The 14,213-nt window shown below is 67.0% G+C and carries 15 protein-coding genes, 2 pseudogenes and 1 riboswitch; of the genes and pseudogenes, 13 read left to right on the top strand and 4 right to left on the bottom strand.

Features of this window, described 5'->3' with window-relative positions; all coding sequences use genetic code 11:
- The first annotated feature begins 265 nt into the window (after positions 1–265).
- From GXN78_RS26235 to nrdR, 3 genes and pseudogenes are all read left to right on the top strand, one after another.
- Positions 266–1,168 (top strand): annotated as a pseudogene (locus tag GXN78_RS26235) (transglycosylase SLT domain-containing protein).
- A riboswitch (ZMP/ZTP riboswitch) is annotated at positions 1,145–1,270 on the top strand. Its footprint overlaps the pseudogene before it by 24 nt.
- A 42-nt stretch (positions 1,271–1,312) precedes the next feature.
- Entirely contained in the window at positions 1,313–2,557 is a 1,245-nt protein-coding gene (glyA, locus tag GXN78_RS26230; RefSeq protein WP_106558757.1) for a serine hydroxymethyltransferase, read from the top strand.
- A 19-nt stretch (positions 2,558–2,576) separates the two neighbouring features.
- Positions 2,577–3,020 carry a transcriptional regulator NrdR gene (gene nrdR, locus GXN78_RS26225; RefSeq protein ID WP_106558758.1) on the top strand — a complete coding sequence of 148 codons (444 nt, stop codon included), beginning with the start codon at positions 2,577–2,579 and terminating at the stop codon, positions 3,018–3,020.
- Here nrdR and GXN78_RS26220 read toward each other — a convergent pair whose 3' ends face one another.
- The 4 genes and pseudogenes from GXN78_RS26220 to GXN78_RS26210 all read right to left on the bottom strand — a co-directional run bounded on the left by GXN78_RS26220 (position 3,021) and on the right by GXN78_RS26210 (position 6,211).
- On the bottom strand, positions 3,021–3,371 hold the full coding sequence (locus tag GXN78_RS26220) for a type IV pilin protein (protein WP_275407614.1): 351 nt from the start codon (positions 3,369–3,371) through the stop codon (positions 3,021–3,023).
- Positions 3,329–3,430, bottom strand: a pseudogene (locus tag GXN78_RS42260) (prepilin-type cleavage/methylation domain-containing protein); the annotation flags it as partial. The pseudogene GXN78_RS42260 and the gene GXN78_RS26220, both read right to left, overlap by 43 nt.
- A 64-nt stretch (positions 3,431–3,494) precedes the next feature.
- A complete protein-coding gene (gene pilV, locus GXN78_RS26215; RefSeq protein ID WP_106558759.1) occupies positions 3,495–5,633 on the bottom strand; it encodes a type IV pilus modification protein PilV in 2,139 nt (712 codons plus the stop codon).
- Positions 5,630–6,211 (bottom strand): GspH/FimT family pseudopilin, encoded by a 582-nt coding sequence (locus GXN78_RS26210; RefSeq protein WP_164255773.1) that lies wholly within the window; start codon positions 6,209–6,211, stop codon positions 5,630–5,632. Before GXN78_RS26210 ends, pilV begins: the two co-directional genes overlap by 4 nt.
- 168 nt (positions 6,212–6,379) lie before the next feature.
- On the opposite strand from GXN78_RS26210, the gene ribD reads away from it, so the two are divergent.
- From ribD to tolA, 10 genes are all read left to right on the top strand, one after another.
- Positions 6,380–7,498, top strand: coding sequence for a bifunctional diaminohydroxyphosphoribosylaminopyrimidine deaminase/5-amino-6-(5-phosphoribosylamino)uracil reductase RibD (gene ribD, locus GXN78_RS26205; RefSeq protein ID WP_106558761.1), 1,119 nt, complete (start codon positions 6,380–6,382; stop codon positions 7,496–7,498).
- Between the two features lie 44 nt (positions 7,499–7,542).
- Positions 7,543–8,196, top strand: coding sequence for a riboflavin synthase (locus GXN78_RS26200; RefSeq protein WP_164255771.1), 654 nt, complete (start codon positions 7,543–7,545; stop codon positions 8,194–8,196).
- Positions 8,193–9,353 carry a bifunctional 3,4-dihydroxy-2-butanone-4-phosphate synthase/GTP cyclohydrolase II gene (ribBA, locus tag GXN78_RS26195; RefSeq protein WP_106558763.1) on the top strand — a complete coding sequence of 387 codons (1,161 nt, stop codon included), beginning with the start codon at positions 8,193–8,195 and terminating at the stop codon, positions 9,351–9,353. Before GXN78_RS26200 ends, ribBA begins: the two co-directional genes overlap by 4 nt.
- Positions 9,354–9,381: 28 nt before the next feature.
- Positions 9,382–9,852 carry a 6,7-dimethyl-8-ribityllumazine synthase gene (gene ribH, locus GXN78_RS26190; RefSeq protein WP_106558764.1) on the top strand — a complete coding sequence of 157 codons (471 nt, stop codon included), beginning with the start codon at positions 9,382–9,384 and terminating at the stop codon, positions 9,850–9,852.
- 11 nt (positions 9,853–9,863) lie between these two features.
- A complete protein-coding gene (nusB, locus tag GXN78_RS26185; protein ID WP_106558765.1) occupies positions 9,864–10,397 on the top strand; it encodes a transcription antitermination factor NusB in 534 nt (177 codons plus the stop codon).
- Positions 10,394–11,593, top strand: coding sequence for a pyridoxal phosphate-dependent aminotransferase (locus GXN78_RS26180; RefSeq protein WP_106558766.1), 1,200 nt, complete (start codon positions 10,394–10,396; stop codon positions 11,591–11,593). The genes nusB and GXN78_RS26180 overlap by 4 nt, the downstream gene beginning before the upstream one ends.
- Positions 11,590–12,054: a YbgC/FadM family acyl-CoA thioesterase gene (locus GXN78_RS26175; protein ID WP_106558767.1), complete on the top strand. Its 465-nt coding sequence runs from the start codon at positions 11,590–11,592 to the stop codon at positions 12,052–12,054. The genes GXN78_RS26180 and GXN78_RS26175 overlap by 4 nt, the downstream gene beginning before the upstream one ends.
- Complete coding sequence (gene tolQ / locus GXN78_RS26170) at positions 12,051–12,767, top strand: protein TolQ (protein ID WP_106558768.1); 717 nt, start codon at positions 12,051–12,053, stop codon at positions 12,765–12,767. Before GXN78_RS26175 ends, tolQ begins: the two co-directional genes overlap by 4 nt.
- Positions 12,768–12,784: 17 nt before the next feature.
- Positions 12,785–13,222 (top strand): biopolymer transporter ExbD, encoded by a 438-nt coding sequence (locus GXN78_RS26165; RefSeq protein ID WP_106558769.1) that lies wholly within the window; start codon positions 12,785–12,787, stop codon positions 13,220–13,222.
- A 391-nt stretch (positions 13,223–13,613) separates the two neighbouring features.
- Entirely contained in the window at positions 13,614–14,189 is a 576-nt protein-coding gene (gene tolA / locus GXN78_RS42255; RefSeq protein ID WP_343231032.1) for a cell envelope integrity protein TolA, read from the top strand.
- Positions 14,190–14,213: the final 24 nt, after the last annotated feature.

The raw sequence follows: 14,213 nt of genomic DNA, 5'->3' as shown, positions 1-14,213 counted from the left end.
TCCAAAGCTCACAAATAGCATAATTTGTCAGTTCCTTATGCTTGACCGGGTATTAAGCGCCTCCTAAAATCCGCCCTACCCGAACGCCCATTGCCGGCCGGGTTCTGTCCTACACCCGCCGCCGAATTCTTTCGGCTTAATCAGGCGGCCGCGCTCTAACCCCTCTCGCGCGGTACCTGATTCGTACCAATCCACAAGCGCCGCCGCCTTCGACCACCGCCTTCCGGCGCTGCGACCCAGGTGCCGCACAGAAGGAGGAAGAGCGATGAAACAGGCGTTTGCTGCCACAGCCCGAGGGCTGCGGACTTTCACGTCCGACGTGGCCGAAGGCTTTTTCGAAGTGACCCACAACGGCTTTGCCCTGCTCGGGCTCGCCACGGTGTTCGCCGTGCTGGCGCTGGCCGCGCGGCCGGACCTGCGCCAGTCGGGCGAAGAACAGCTCATGGGCTGGCTGCAGGCGCGCAAGCCCCCGGCCGAACCCACCATCGACCTCGAGCCCACGGCCATCGACCGAACCACGGCCGCCAGCCCGCATGAACTGCCGAAGCCGCAGGCCGCGGTTGCCTACTGGCTGAGCAAGAAGTACCGCGTGGCGGTCGAGCCGTTGAGCGTCCTGGTGTCCGAGGCCTTCGAGCTCGGCAAGCGCTCCAAGCTCGACCCGACGCTGATCCTGGCCATCGTGGCGGTCGAGTCCAGCTTCAACCCCTTCGCCCAGAGCCAGGTCGGCGCCCAGGGCCTGATGCAGGTGATGACCCGGGTGCATGGCGAGAAGTACGAAAGCGCGGGCGGCACCCTCACCGCCTTCGACCCGGTGACCAACATGCGGGTCGGCGTCAAGGTGCTGCAGGAATGCATCGCTCGGGCGGGCTCGCTGGAAGGCGGCCTGCGTACTACGGGCGTGGCCAACCTGCCGGACGACGGCGGCTATGGGGCAAGGTGATGGCAGAGCATGCGCGCCTGCAGCAGGTGATCGCCGGCCGTGCGCCGCCCTCCACCGCCCCCACCCCCACGCCACCCGGCATGCGTGCGCAGCCCTCTGCCGGTGGTGGCGCCCGCCAAGCCGGAAGGCACCAGCGCAGAACGTGGCGCTGGCATCGGAGCTCTAGGCTTTTTTGCGGCGGCGGCCGAAGCCGTCGGCTACACTCCCACGGCGCGCGACTGGCGATAGGCGCAGCCCTCTTCAGGTGCTGGCGCTGACGTGGATGACCACTGGGAAGCGTGCCGCCTGCGGTGCCAAGCAGGCGTTCAGCCGTTCGCCTGGGCAGCCCTTGTTTGGTTGAAGAACAAGGACCATCGTTCTCAAAGGACTGCCATGTACAACCGGAACATCCTGGTCGAACAAGCCGACCCCGAAATTTGGGCCGCCATTCAAGCCGAGCACACTCGGCAGGAACAGCACATCGAGCTCATCGCGAGCGAAAACTACGCCTCCCCGGCCGTCATGGCTGCGCAAGGCTCGCAACTCACCAACAAATACGCCGAGGGCTATCCCGGCAAGCGGTACTACGGCGGCTGCGAGCATGTCGATGTCGCCGAGCAGTTGGCCATCGACCGCGTCAAGCAGCTCTTCGGCGCCGATGCGGCCAACGTGCAGGCCCATTGCGGCGCCTCGGCGAACGAGGCGGTGATGCTGGCTTTCTTGAAGCCCGGCGACACCATCATGGGCATGAGCCTGGCCGAAGGCGGCCACCTGACCCACGGCATGCCGCTCAACATGAGCGGCAAGTGGTTCAACGTCGTGAGCTACGGCCTGAACGACAAGGAAGAGATCGACTACGACGCGATGGAGCGCAAGGCACACGACGCCATGCCCAAGCTGATCATCGCCGGCGCCTCGGCCTACTCGCTGCGCATCGATTTCGAGCGCTTCGCCAAGGTGGCCAAGGACGTCGGCGCGATCTTCATGGTCGACATCGCCCACTACGCCGGCCTGGTCGCCGCGGGCGTGTACCCCAACCCCGTGCCGCACGCGGACGTGGTGACCTCCACCACCCACAAGAGCCTGCGCGGCCCGCGCGGCGGCATCATCCTGATGAAGTCGCAGCACGAGAAGGTCATCAACAGCGCGATCTTCCCCGGGCTGCAGGGCGGGCCGCTCATGCACGTGATCGCGGCCAAGGCCGTGGCCTTCAAGGAAGCGCTGTCGCCGGAATTCAAGACCTACCAGCAGCAGGTCGTGAAGAACGCGCAGATCGTCGCCGAGACGCTGAGTGCGCGGGGCCTGCGCATCGTCAGCGGCCGCACGGAAAGCCATGTGATGCTGGTCGACCTGCGCGCCAAGGGCATCACCGGCAAGGAAGCCGAGGCGGTGCTGGGCAGCGCCCACATGACCATCAACAAGAACGCCATCCCCAACGACCCCGAGAAGCCAATGGTGACCAGCGGCGTGCGCATCGGCACGCCTGCCTTGACCACGCGCGGCTTCAAGGACGAGGAGGCGCGCCTCACCGCGAACCTGATCGCCGATGTGCTGGACAACCCGCGAGATGCCACCACCATCGAGGCGGTGCGCACCAAGGTGCACGCGCTGACCAGCCGCTTCCCGGTCTACCGCTGATCACCCGCATGGCGTCCGCATGAAGTGCCCTTTCTGCGGTCATCTCGAAACGCAGGTCGTCGAGACCCGCGTGTCGGAGGATGCCGACTTCGTGCGGCGCCGCCGCCAATGCGGCACCTGCGAAAAGCGCTTTACCACCTACGAGCGGCCAGACGTCAACTTCCCGGTGGTGGTCAAGAAGGACGGCAGCCGTGCCGACTTCGACGCCAAGAAGGTCCGCGCCTCGATGATGCTGGCGCTGCGCAAGCGGCCGGTGAGCATCGAGCAGATCGACCATGCGCTGCTGCGCATCGAGCAGAAGCTGCTGTCCAGCGGGCTGCGAGAGATCGAATCGACCAAGGTCGGCGAGCTCGTCATGCGCGAGCTCAAGCGCATGGACAAGGTGGCTTACGTGCGCTTTGCTTCGGTTTATCGCAGCTTCGAGGACGTGGACGAGTTCAGGCAGTTGCTGCGGGATATTTGATCAGCGCCAGCAGTCACTGGGCACCAAGCCGGTCTTGGCGTTCACGATACCCCGGACCCCTTTGTTGTCGAGTTGCAGTGTGCCGCAGCGATCTCCCTGCATCGACCCCGTCGGCACGGCCTCGAGACTGAAAGAACTGTCAGCCCGCGTGCCGGCGACGAAGCCAATCGTGTAGTTCTGCGCACCTTCTCGTGGCACCGTTGCCAGCGTGCCCGGCAGATTCATGTCTGCGGTCGCCCCGATCGCACGCTTGATATGAAACTGTCGTTCTGCGAATAGAAGCGCTGCATGTACTGCGCCGCTTCCATGAGCTGTGCGCGCGCCTCGGCGCGCTTCGACTTGCGCACGGATTCAAGATAGCTCGGATAGGCAATCGCCGACAGGATGGCGACGATCGCGACCACGATCATCACCTCGATGAGGGTAAAGCCGCGTTGGCGCCGGCGTGTTTGGTTAATCATTGTCATTGCCAGCTCAATACGGAGGAGGCGTGGCGATCTGCCGCCACTGGCGCTTGATTGGCGTTCCTCCCAGCTTGACCTTCTTGGTGGAATCCTCGCCCAGAGGACTTCCGGGTGTTCCCGGCCCTTCAAGCCGGACCTCGGAACTTCCGGGAACCCGCACAATCCGGCGCTGCCCGATCGATGAGAAATGCGTCACGGCGGCATTGGCGTTGTCCGCAGCCGTGAACAACCCGTCATTGTTGGTATCGAAAGTCGGGCCGTCCTGGCTGGGCGCACCCGTGAAGGGATCGAGCACGAAGGTATAACCCTGGGGCTGCATCGCAGCGCAACCGGTGGCCGTGCCGCCGGGCACCATGGTGCCGAAGAGCACACGACCCGATTCGATCTGCGGCGCGTCGATCTGCCGCTGGCCGGGGGCGATAGTCAGTCGGATCTTCCAGCCGCGCTTCTTGGCGGTGTCGCCGGTGCCGTAGTCCACGCTGTTGCTGCTGATGGCGTAGTAGTCGCCAGTCCTGTCACTGATCGTCAAAGGGGTGATGGTCTGCGTCACCAGGGCGGCGGTTGTTACATCACCACTCAGCGTTGGCTTGTCCCAGATGCCATAAAGACTTTGCTCGCCCGTGCTGGACGCGTCATCGCTCTCGAACAGCTTGCCCGTTCCTGCGAGGACCATGACGCCGCCGAGCGGATGGGGCAGCACGGTGGGCGCGGCCGTGATCGGCTCTGGCTTATTCGCGCTGTTCGACGCACCGAAGAACGGGGTGTTGGAAAAAGCCACTCCCCATTCAGAACGATTGGCGGACGAAAAATCAAACTTCCAGATAAAGCCCAAGAGATCACCCGCATAGGCGGCCACAACGCGCTTGTTGGCGTCGCGTACCAGCTTCACGCCACCGAGGCCAGCGGAGGAGCTGCTGAAAGCTGGGCTCAAGACCTTGATGCGCGCGCCTGTCCGCGCATCTATCACATACAACCGGGAACGTCCGCTGGCGCTGCCAAAGCCATTGCCGGTGATGATGACCGAGGTGCCGTCTTGCATGATGCCGGCCTCCGGCGCCTGCAGCACATGCCCCAGCTCGCTGTAGTCCGGATTGTTACTGTTGATTTCCCACAAGATGTCGGCTGCGCCGGGCGCCGATTGCTGGGCAGTCAGCGCTGTCGGATTGCCACTCGTTGGCATGGACGGAACGGGCACATTGATCGCAAACAGGTTCTTCGCGCCCGCCCCCCCGGTGCCGACGACCAGGTTTCGCCATTTGCTGGCGGTGTTGTCGTAGACATCGACCTCGGTCAAGGGGCCGTCGACAAAATACTTGTGGTCATAGGCGGGAATCGCCAAGTCCTTGAGCTGCCCCAGCACGCTCCGAGGCACGAAGGCAAAGCTTTCAGCGCCACTTTCTGCATTGAACGCATGCAGCATTCCGTCATTGGCACCCACGAAGAGTTGAGGCGTGCGGAACTTCTTGCTCTTCAAATAGCGCAGATAGCTGCTCTGCCCAGCCGTGGTGGATGGGAGGAAGTCGTACTGACTGTCTGCGAGGTCTTTCACCAGCACAGGAGTGGAATTGATGATATCGCCCAGTACCGAGATCCTCTTGCGGTAGGTGTTTTGCTCTTCGAACCGCTCTCCGCGCACATAACCAATCAGCTTGGCGGGCTCGGCGACACCGGTGTTGGCGGCTACGGAAAGTTCGGAGGTGCTGGGATCGATCCAGAGAATCCAGATGTCGGTCGCCAGGGTGTTCTTGGTGTCGCGCCGGACATAGGCATCTCCGCCTGGCAGGCGCTGCTGAAGGTCTTTGACCCACTCCGCCATGTCCTTCGCCGCCATCTCGGCGACGGTGCAAGCCGTGTCGATAGCGCAGGACGGTGCCGTGACTGTCGCCGTGGAATAGGCCGAGGCCCGTACATAGCCATCGCTTTGAAAGCCTGCGACATTGCCACGCATGCGCTCCCCGAGATCGGAGGCCAGTGCCATTCCGACGGACTGGAACTGGGCCATCTTCACGTACTGTTGCGCCGCGGCGGCGAGACCACCGAGCGCCAGCAGGCCGAAGGACATGATCAGGATGGCGATGAGCACTTCGAGCAGCGAACTTCCGTCTTGATGCATGCGACCCGCATGGGAGCGCGTTCTCAGCGTGATCATGATCCACACTCGCCAGAAGCGACGCGCCCCCTCCCTCCAACGCTTATGCAGACGACACGCGCCGCCGAAGAAGGGTCGGAGGGGGAGGTCAGGGCGAAGCTGGTTGCAAATCTGAGTGTTCCAGTCGGCCGAAACAGGAGGCTTTGGTAGCTGGCGCTGGTTTGCTGGAGCGTGCCGTTTTTCTCGAGGCTGCCCTGCACGCGCAGCAGGACATCATCCTTGCTCGAATCGAAGCCGCCGTCGCTGTCGAAGTCCGCGAACACCAGCCAGCCGGTGTTCCACGCGAGGTTCGAACTGCACGTTGGCGTGTTGGTCTCGGCTCCGGTGCTCCGGCACACGATGACGGGGAAGCCCCGCTTGATTGCCTCGGCTCGCGCAAAGGCGAGGCTGCTCGTCAGGCTATCGAGGCTCTCGTTGACGCCGTTGCGCTCAATCAGCTTGCGCATCGACGGTGCGGCGAGCCCCACGAGAATGGCGGAGATCGCAATCACGACCATCGATTCCACCAGGGTGAAACCGCCCTCCCTGCGCCGGGGTGCGCCTGGCATTGGCTTTGACGAGTAGAACAATCGCTTCATGACGAGCCGGACTTCCTGTTGACGGACCACCAAAACTCCTGGTGAATTGGACACAGGCATGACCCACATCCGCCGCCCGACAAACGGCGCAGATTGACCACTCATCCAGGAAATGTCGCGAACTGTTTTTCTCTTGGAGAGAATCCGAGGCATTGATCGAAAGAAAGCATGAGCCTTCAACCCACGGCCATGGCCGAAGCCATCGAGCTGGCTCGACAAGCCAGCCTCGACACCGCACCGAACCCACGCGTCGGCTGCGTTCTCCTCGACGAGCGGGGCGGCGTGATCGGCCGCGGCGCCACGCAGGCCGTGGGCGGCCCGCATGCCGAGGTGATGGCGCTGCGGGATGCGCGGGCCAGGGGCCTTTCGGTGACCGGCGCCACGGCCTTCGTAACGCTGGAACCCTGCTCCCACCACGGCCGCACGGGCCCCTGTTGCGATGCGCTGGCGGCGGCCGGGGTTCGAAAAGTCGTGGCCTCGCTGGCCGATCCCAATCCGCTGGTGGCGGGCCAGGGCTTCGAGCGCCTGCGCGCGGCCGGAATCGATGTCGAAATCGGCCCCGGCGCCGAGGAAGCCCGCGAACTCAACCTCGGCTTCTTCAGCCGCATGATCCGCAAGACCCCCTGGGTCCGCCTCAAGGTCGCCGCCTCGCTCGACGGCAAGACCGCCCTGCCCGACGGCACCAGCCAATGGATCACCTCCGAAGCCGCGCGCGCCGACGGCCATGCCTGGCGCGCGCGCGCCGGCGCCGTGCTCACAGGCGTCGGCACCGTGCTCGAGGACGATCCGCGGCTGGATGTGCGGCTGGCCGAAACGCCGCGCCAGCCGCCTCTGGTGGTGGTCGACAGCCAGTTGCAGACGCCTCCTGCCGCGCGCATCTTCGAGCCCGCCCGGCCGGTCTGGATCTACGCCGCAGCCCCGGATGCGGCCGCGCAAGCCGCCCTGGAAGCCCGGGGCGCCACGGTTCGCTACCTCCCCAATCCCCACGGCAAAGTGGATCTCGCTGCCGTGCTGCGCGACCTCGGCGTGCGCGAGGTCAACGAGCTCCATGTCGAGGCCGGCCACAAGCTCAACGGCTCCCTGCTGCGCGAGGGGCTGGTCGACGAACTGCTGCTCTACCTCGCCCCCAAGCTCATCGGCGAGGGCCTGGGCATCGCGAATCAGCCCCACGCAGACGGTGCCCTGACCCGGCTGGACCAGGCCCTGGCCCTGGAATTCAAGTCCTTCGAAGCCCTCGGCCCGGACATCCGGATCATCGCCCGCATCGCCGGCCGGGACCGCTTCTAGCCCGCCCCGCCGGGGCGGCTTCGCATCTCTGCGAAAATGCCGCGATGTTCACCGGAATCATCACCGGCGTGGGGCGCATCGCCGCCGTCCACGACCTCGGCAGCTCTTCATCCCACGGCAAACGGCTCGGCATCGCGGCGCCCGCCGGCTACCTGGACGACGTGGGCCTCGGCGACAGCATCGCGCTCAACGGCGCCTGCATGACCGTCACCACCCTCGATCCCGCGCACCAGCTCTTCACCATCGACATCTCGGCCGAATCGCTGGACAAGACGGCCGGCCTCGCCGAGCCCGGCGCCCGCGTCAACCTCGAAAAAGCCCTGCGCGCCAGCGACCGCCTGGGCGGCCACATCGTCTCCGGCCACGTGGACGGCATCGGCACCGTCAGCCGCTTCGCCCCGGTGGGCGAGAGCTGGGAACTCCGGGTGCTGGCGCCCCAGGCCCTGGCCCGCTTCCTCGCCTACAAGGGCTCGATCACCGTCAACGGCGTGAGCCTCACCGTCAACAGCGTGAGCGACGGCCCCGAAGGCAGCGAGATCAGCATCAACCTCATCCCCCACACCGTCGAGAACACCGCCCCTCGGCAGCCTGAGGCCGGCAGCCGCGTCAACCTCGAGATCGACACGGTCGCGCGCTACGTGGAGCGCATGCTCCAGGCCGGCGCCCTGCCCTCCACCCCCAAGGACACCACCCCATGAACGCCACCGTCACGCCCATCGGCGCCCCGCGCAGCAGCCTGACGCCCGCGCCGATCTCCCCGGTCGAGGACATCGTGGCCGAGCTGCGCGCCGGCCGCATGGTCATCCTGGTCGACGAGGAAGACCGCGAGAACGAAGGCGACATCGTCATCGCGGCCGACCACATCACGCCCGAGGCCATCAACTTCATGGCCCGCCATGCCCGCGGCCTGATCTGTCTCACCCTCTCGCGCGAGATGTGCGAGCGGCTGCAGCTGCCGCCCATGGTGGCGCGCAACGGCGCCAAGCATTCGACCGCCTTCACCGTCTCGATCGAGGCGGCCGAGGGCGTGACCACCGGCATCTCGGCCGCCGACCGCGCACGCACCGTGCAGGCCGCCGTCGCGCCCAATGCCGTGGCTGCCGACCTGGTGCAGCCCGGCCATATCTTCCCGCTGCAGGCGGTCGACGGCGGCGTGCTGATGCGCGCCGGCCATACCGAGGCCGGCGGCGACCTCGCCGCCATGGCCGGCTGCTCGCCGGCCTCCGTGATCTGCGAGGTCATGAACGAGGACGGCACCATGGCCCGCCTGCCCGACCTGCAGCTCTTCGCAACCGAGCACGGCATCAAGATCGGCACCATCGCCGCGCTGATCGAGCACCGCAGCCGCACCGAAACGCTGGTCGAAAAGGTCGGCTGCCGCGAGATCCAGACCGCCTGGGGCTGGTTCACCGCCCACGCCTTCCGCGACAAGCCCAGCCACGGCGTGCACCTGGCGCTGGTGCGCGGCAAGTGGAACGGCGGCGACACGGTGGACGTGCGCGTGCACGAGCCGCTTTCGGTGCTGGACGCGCTCGAGGTCAACCGCTCGCTGCACTCCTGGAGCGTCGATGCCAGCCTGGCCCACATCGCGGCCCAGGGCAAGGGCGTGGCGGTGTTCCTCAACTGCGGCGAGACCGGCGCCGAGCTGCTGTCGCAGTTCGACGGCACCGCGCGGCCCGCGCAAGCGCCGGAGCGCGGCCGCATGGATCTGCGCAGCTACGGCATCGGCGCGCAGATCCTGCGCGAATGCGGTGTGCACCGGATGAACCTGCTGGGCACGCCGCGCCGCATGCCCAGCATGGCGGCAGGCTACGGCCTGGAGATCGCCGGCTACCTCACGAAGGACGAGAAATGAACAACCACCCGGGAAGGCAGGAACACTGATGCAGGACGCGAACAAGGGCAGCGCCGCCGCGCTCGACGGCAAGGGCCTGCGCATCGGCATCGTGCAGGCGCGCTTCAACGAGGACATCACCGACGCGCTGGCCAAAGCCTGCCTCGGCGAGCTAGAACAGCTCGGCGTGGTGGCCGACGACATCGACCGGATGAGCGTGCCGGGCGCCCTCGAGGTGCCCATCGCGCTGCAGGCGATGGCCGAGCGCAAACGCTACCACGCGCTCATCGCGCTGGGCTGCATCATCCGCGGCGAGACCTACCACTTCGAGCTGGTGGCCAACGAATCCGGCGCCGGCGTGAGCCGCGTCGCGCTCGACCACCGCATTCCGGTCGCCAACGCCATCCTCACCACCGAGAACCTCGACCAGGCGCTCGCACGCCAGACCGACAAGGGCCGCGACGCGGCGCGCGTCGCGGTCGAGATGGCGCGCCTTCTCGGGTCTGCCACCAGGCCCTGATCCACTTCTTCATGACCGACGACACCAAGACCAGCGGCGAGCGGCCGCGCCAGTCGCGCACCGGGCTCACCAGCACGGGCGCACGCAAGGCCTCCGCCAAATCCACGCGCAGCCGCGCGCGCGAGTTCGCGCTCCAGGCGCTCTACCAGCATCTCGTGGGGCGCAACGACGCCGTCTCCATCGACCAGTTCACCCGCGACCTGGCCGGCTTCCACAAGGCCGACGCGGCCCACTACGACGCCCTGCTGCACGGCGCCATCGCCGCCGCGCAGGAGCTCGATGCGCTGATCGTGCCCCTGCTCGACCGCAAGCTCGAGGAGATCTCCCCCATCGAGCACGCCGTGATGTGGATCGGCGTGTACGAATTTCAGCACTGCCTCGACGTGCCCTGGCGCGTGGTGCTCAACGAATGCATCGAGCTGGCCAAGGAGTTCGGCGGCACTGACGGCCACAAGTACGTGAACGCGGTGCTCAACGGCCTCGCGCCGCAGTTGCGCCCCGCCGAGGTGGAAGCCGATCGCGCCAGCGGCAAGGCCAGGCCATGAGAATTTCGAAGCGCGCCGAGCGCATCGAGCCCTTCTACGTGATGGAGGTCGCCAAGGCGGCCTCGGCCGTCGCACGCGAGGTCGCGCACACCGACCGGCCGATGATCTTCCTCAACATCGGCGAGCCCGACTTCACCGCACCGCTGCCGGTGCAGGAAGCGGCCCTGCGCGCCGTGCGCGCCGGCGCCACCCAGTACACGCACGCGACCGGCCTCGAGGTGCTGCGCGAGCGCATCAGCGGCTGGTACCGCGAGCGCTTCAACGTCGACGTCCCTGCCCGCCGCATCGTGGTCACGGCCGGCGCCTCGGCCGCGCTGCAGCTGGCCTGCCTGGCGCTGATCGAGGCCGGCGACGAGATCCTGCTGCCGGACCCCAGCTACCCCTGCAACCGCCACTTCGTGAGCGCCGCCGACGGCCGCGCGGTGCTGATCCCGACCACGGCCGAGGAGCGCTTCCAGCTCAGCGCCGCCAAGGTCGAGGCCGCCTGGACCGAGCGCACGCGCGGCGTGCTGCTGGCCTCGCCCTCCAACCCCACCGGCACCTCGATCGAGCCGGGCGAGCTGCGCCGCATCCACGAGGTGGTGACGCGGCGCGGCGGCATCACGCTGATCGACGAGATCTACCTGGGGCTGTCTTACGACGAGACCTTCGGCCAGAGCGCGCTGGGCATCGACGACCAGATCATCAGCATCAACAGCTTCAGCAAGTACTTCAGCATGACCGGCTGGCGCCTGGGCTGGCTGGTGGTGCCCGAGGCGCTGGTGCCGGCGGTCGAGCGGCTGGCGCAGAACCTCTTCATCTGCGCGAGCACGGTCTCGCAGCACGCGGCCCTGGCCTGCTTCGAGCCTGAGAGCATCGCCGAGTACGAGCGCCGCCGCACTGAGTTCAAGGCCCGGCGCGACTGGTTCATTCCGCAACTCGAGGCGCTGGGCTTCAAAGTGCCGGTGGTGCCCGACGGCGCCTTTTACGCGTGGGCAGACTGCTCGGCCTTCGGCGAAAAGCTGGGCATCGCCAACAGCTGGGACTTCGCCTTCGAGGCGATGAGGAAGGCCCATGTTGCCATCACGCCCGGCCGCGACTTCGGCTCGGCCGAGACCGCCCGCTTCGTCCGCTTCTCGACCGCCAGTTCGATGGCGCACCTGCAGGAGTCGGTGGAGCGCCTGCGGGCCTGGGCGGGTGCCGCCGTTCCCGCATGAGCTTTGCCTTTCCGATCCGCGTCTATTGGGAGGACACCGATGCCGGCGGCATCGTGTTCTACGCAAACTACCTCAAGTACATGGAGCGCGCCCGCACCGAGTGGCTGCGCTCGCTGGGCATTGCGCAGCGCCGGCTGCGCGAGGAAACCGGTGGCATCTTCGTCGTCAGCGAAACCCAGCTCAAGTACCACCGGCCCGCCCGCCTCGACGACGAGCTGCTGGTGACCGCCGAGCTGCGCCAGATCGGCACGGCGTCCCTGATAATCGGCCAGCGCGTGCTGGCCCGGCCAGCCCACGCCCCCACTGCCGATCCGACGGCCGATGCCCCGGTGCTCTGCGAAGGCAGCATCCGCATCGGCTGGGTCCACGCCGACACGCTGCGGCCCGCGCGCATCCCGGCGCAGGTTTCGGGAACCCTTGCGCGCCATGCGGGCTCCATGTCTCAACCCCAGAAGTCATGAATCAAGAACTCTCGATCCTTTCCCTCCTGCTGCATGCAAGCCTTCCGGTGCAGCTCGTCGTGCTCCTGCTGATCGTGGTTTCGATCGCCAGCTGGGCCGCCATCTTCCGCAAGTACTTCTCGCTCAAGCGCACGCGCTCGCTCAATGAAGACTTCGAGCGCGAGTTCTGGTCGGGCACCAGCCTGAACGAACTGTTCTCGTCAGCCGCCCAGCACGCCAAGTTCGCCGGCCCCATGGAGCGCATCTTTGCCTCCGGCATGCGTGAGTACCAAAAGCTGCGCGAGCGCCATGTGTCCGACGCCGTCACCCTGCTCGACGGCGCGCGCCGCGCGATGCGCGCGAGCTTCCAGCGCGAGCTCGACGCGGTGGAGCAGAACCTCTCATTCCTCGCCACCGTCGGCTCGGTCTCTCCCTACGTCGGCCTGTTCGGCACGGTCTGGGGGATCATGCATGCCTTCACCGGCCTGGCGGCGCTGGCGCAGGTGACGCTTGCGACCGTGGCGCCCGGCATCGCCGAGGCGCTGGTCGCCACCGCGATCGGCCTGTTCGCCGCCATCCCCGCCGTGGTCGCCTATAACCGCTTCGCCCGCGAGATCGACAAGATCGCCATCGGCCTCGAGACCTTCATCGAGGAGTTCTCGAACATCCTGCAGCGCAACCTGACGGCCCACGTTGTCAACCCATCGCAGATGGGCCCGGCCACGGTGCGCTGAAAGCCGGAGAAAGCACCATGCCCGCCATGTCCTCCCGCGGCCGCGGCCGCCGAACGATCAACGAGATCAACATGGTCCCGTTCATCGACGTGATGCTGGTGCTGCTGATCATCTTCATGGTCACGGCGCCGCTGATCACGCCCAGCGTGATCAACCTGCCCACGGTGGACCGCGCCAACAAGCAGCCCGACCGGCCGGTCGAGATCGTGATCAAGAGCGACGACGAGGTCCAGATCAAGAAAGACGCGTCGACCGGCACCGGCGCCCTCTCCATCCCCATGACCCAGATCGGCAGCGCCGCGCGCACCGCGCAGAGCGGCGATGCGCAGCGCCCCGTGGTCATCAGCGCCGACAAGTCGGTCAAGTACGAGACCGTTGTCAAGGCCATGAACCAGCTCAAGGCCAGCGGCATCGAGCGCGTCGGCCTGTCCGTGCAGACCACGGGCGCCAAGTAAGCCATGTCGCTGGCCGCCGACCGTCCCGAGTTCGCGCCGCCGCCGCAGCGCGGCACCTTCCGTGCAGTCCTGCTGGCGCTGATCGCCCATGCGCTGCTGATCATTGCGCTGACATGGGGCGTGAGCTGGCGGCGCGAGGCCGAGAACGACGCGGTCGAGGCCGAGCTGTGGTCCTCGACCATCCAGCAGCGGCGCCGCGCGCGTCGCGCCCACACCGCCGCCGCCCGCACCCGCCCTTGCGCCGGCACCGCCGCCGCCTCACCTCCTCCGCCGCCGCCCCAGGTCGCGCGGCCGCCTGAACTCCGCGCCGCCGCCACCCAGGCGCCCGACATCGCCCCTGGAACGCGAGAAGAAGCTCGGCGAGCAGAAGGAACGCGAGCGCGAAGAGGAAGTGGCCAAGCTGCAGCAGCAAAAGAAGCTCGAAGCCGCCCGCAAGGCCGTGCAGGAAAAGAAGGAACAGGAAGCCAAGGAGCGCGAGCGCACCGAGGACGAGGCCGAGCGCAAGAAGGAACAGCAGCAGAAGCTGGCCGAGGCCAAGAAGAAGCAGGAAGCCGAGGCCGCCAAGAAGAAAGAGGCCGAAGCCAAGGCCGCCGCTCAGGCGTCGGCTGACCGCGCGGCCACGCTCAAGCGCATGCAGGCCATGGCCGGCACGGGCGGCGAGGGCAACGCCGCACGCTCGTCGGGGCCCTCAGGCAGCTACGGCGGCAAGGTCGCCGCCGCCGTGCGGCCCAATGTGGTGTTCCCCGAGGCGGAGCTGGTCAGCGGCAACCCCGGCGCCGAGTTCGACGTCCGGCTGGCGCCCGACGGCACCATCGTCGGCACGCCGACGCTGGTCAAGACCAGCGGCCTGCCGAACTGGGACGAGGCAGCGCTGCGCGCGCTGCAGAAGACTGAGAAGCTGCCGCGCGACGTCGACGGCACCGTGCCGCCGCGCCTGATCGTCACGCTGCGTCCGAAGCGCGGCTGAGGCAGCCCTGCACGCGCTCCGGCA

This window comes from Variovorax sp. WS11, assembly GCF_010499245.1.
Lineage (GTDB): Bacteria > Pseudomonadota > Gammaproteobacteria > Burkholderiales > Burkholderiaceae_C > Variovorax.
This window is presented reverse-complemented; position numbering and strand designations above follow the sequence as displayed.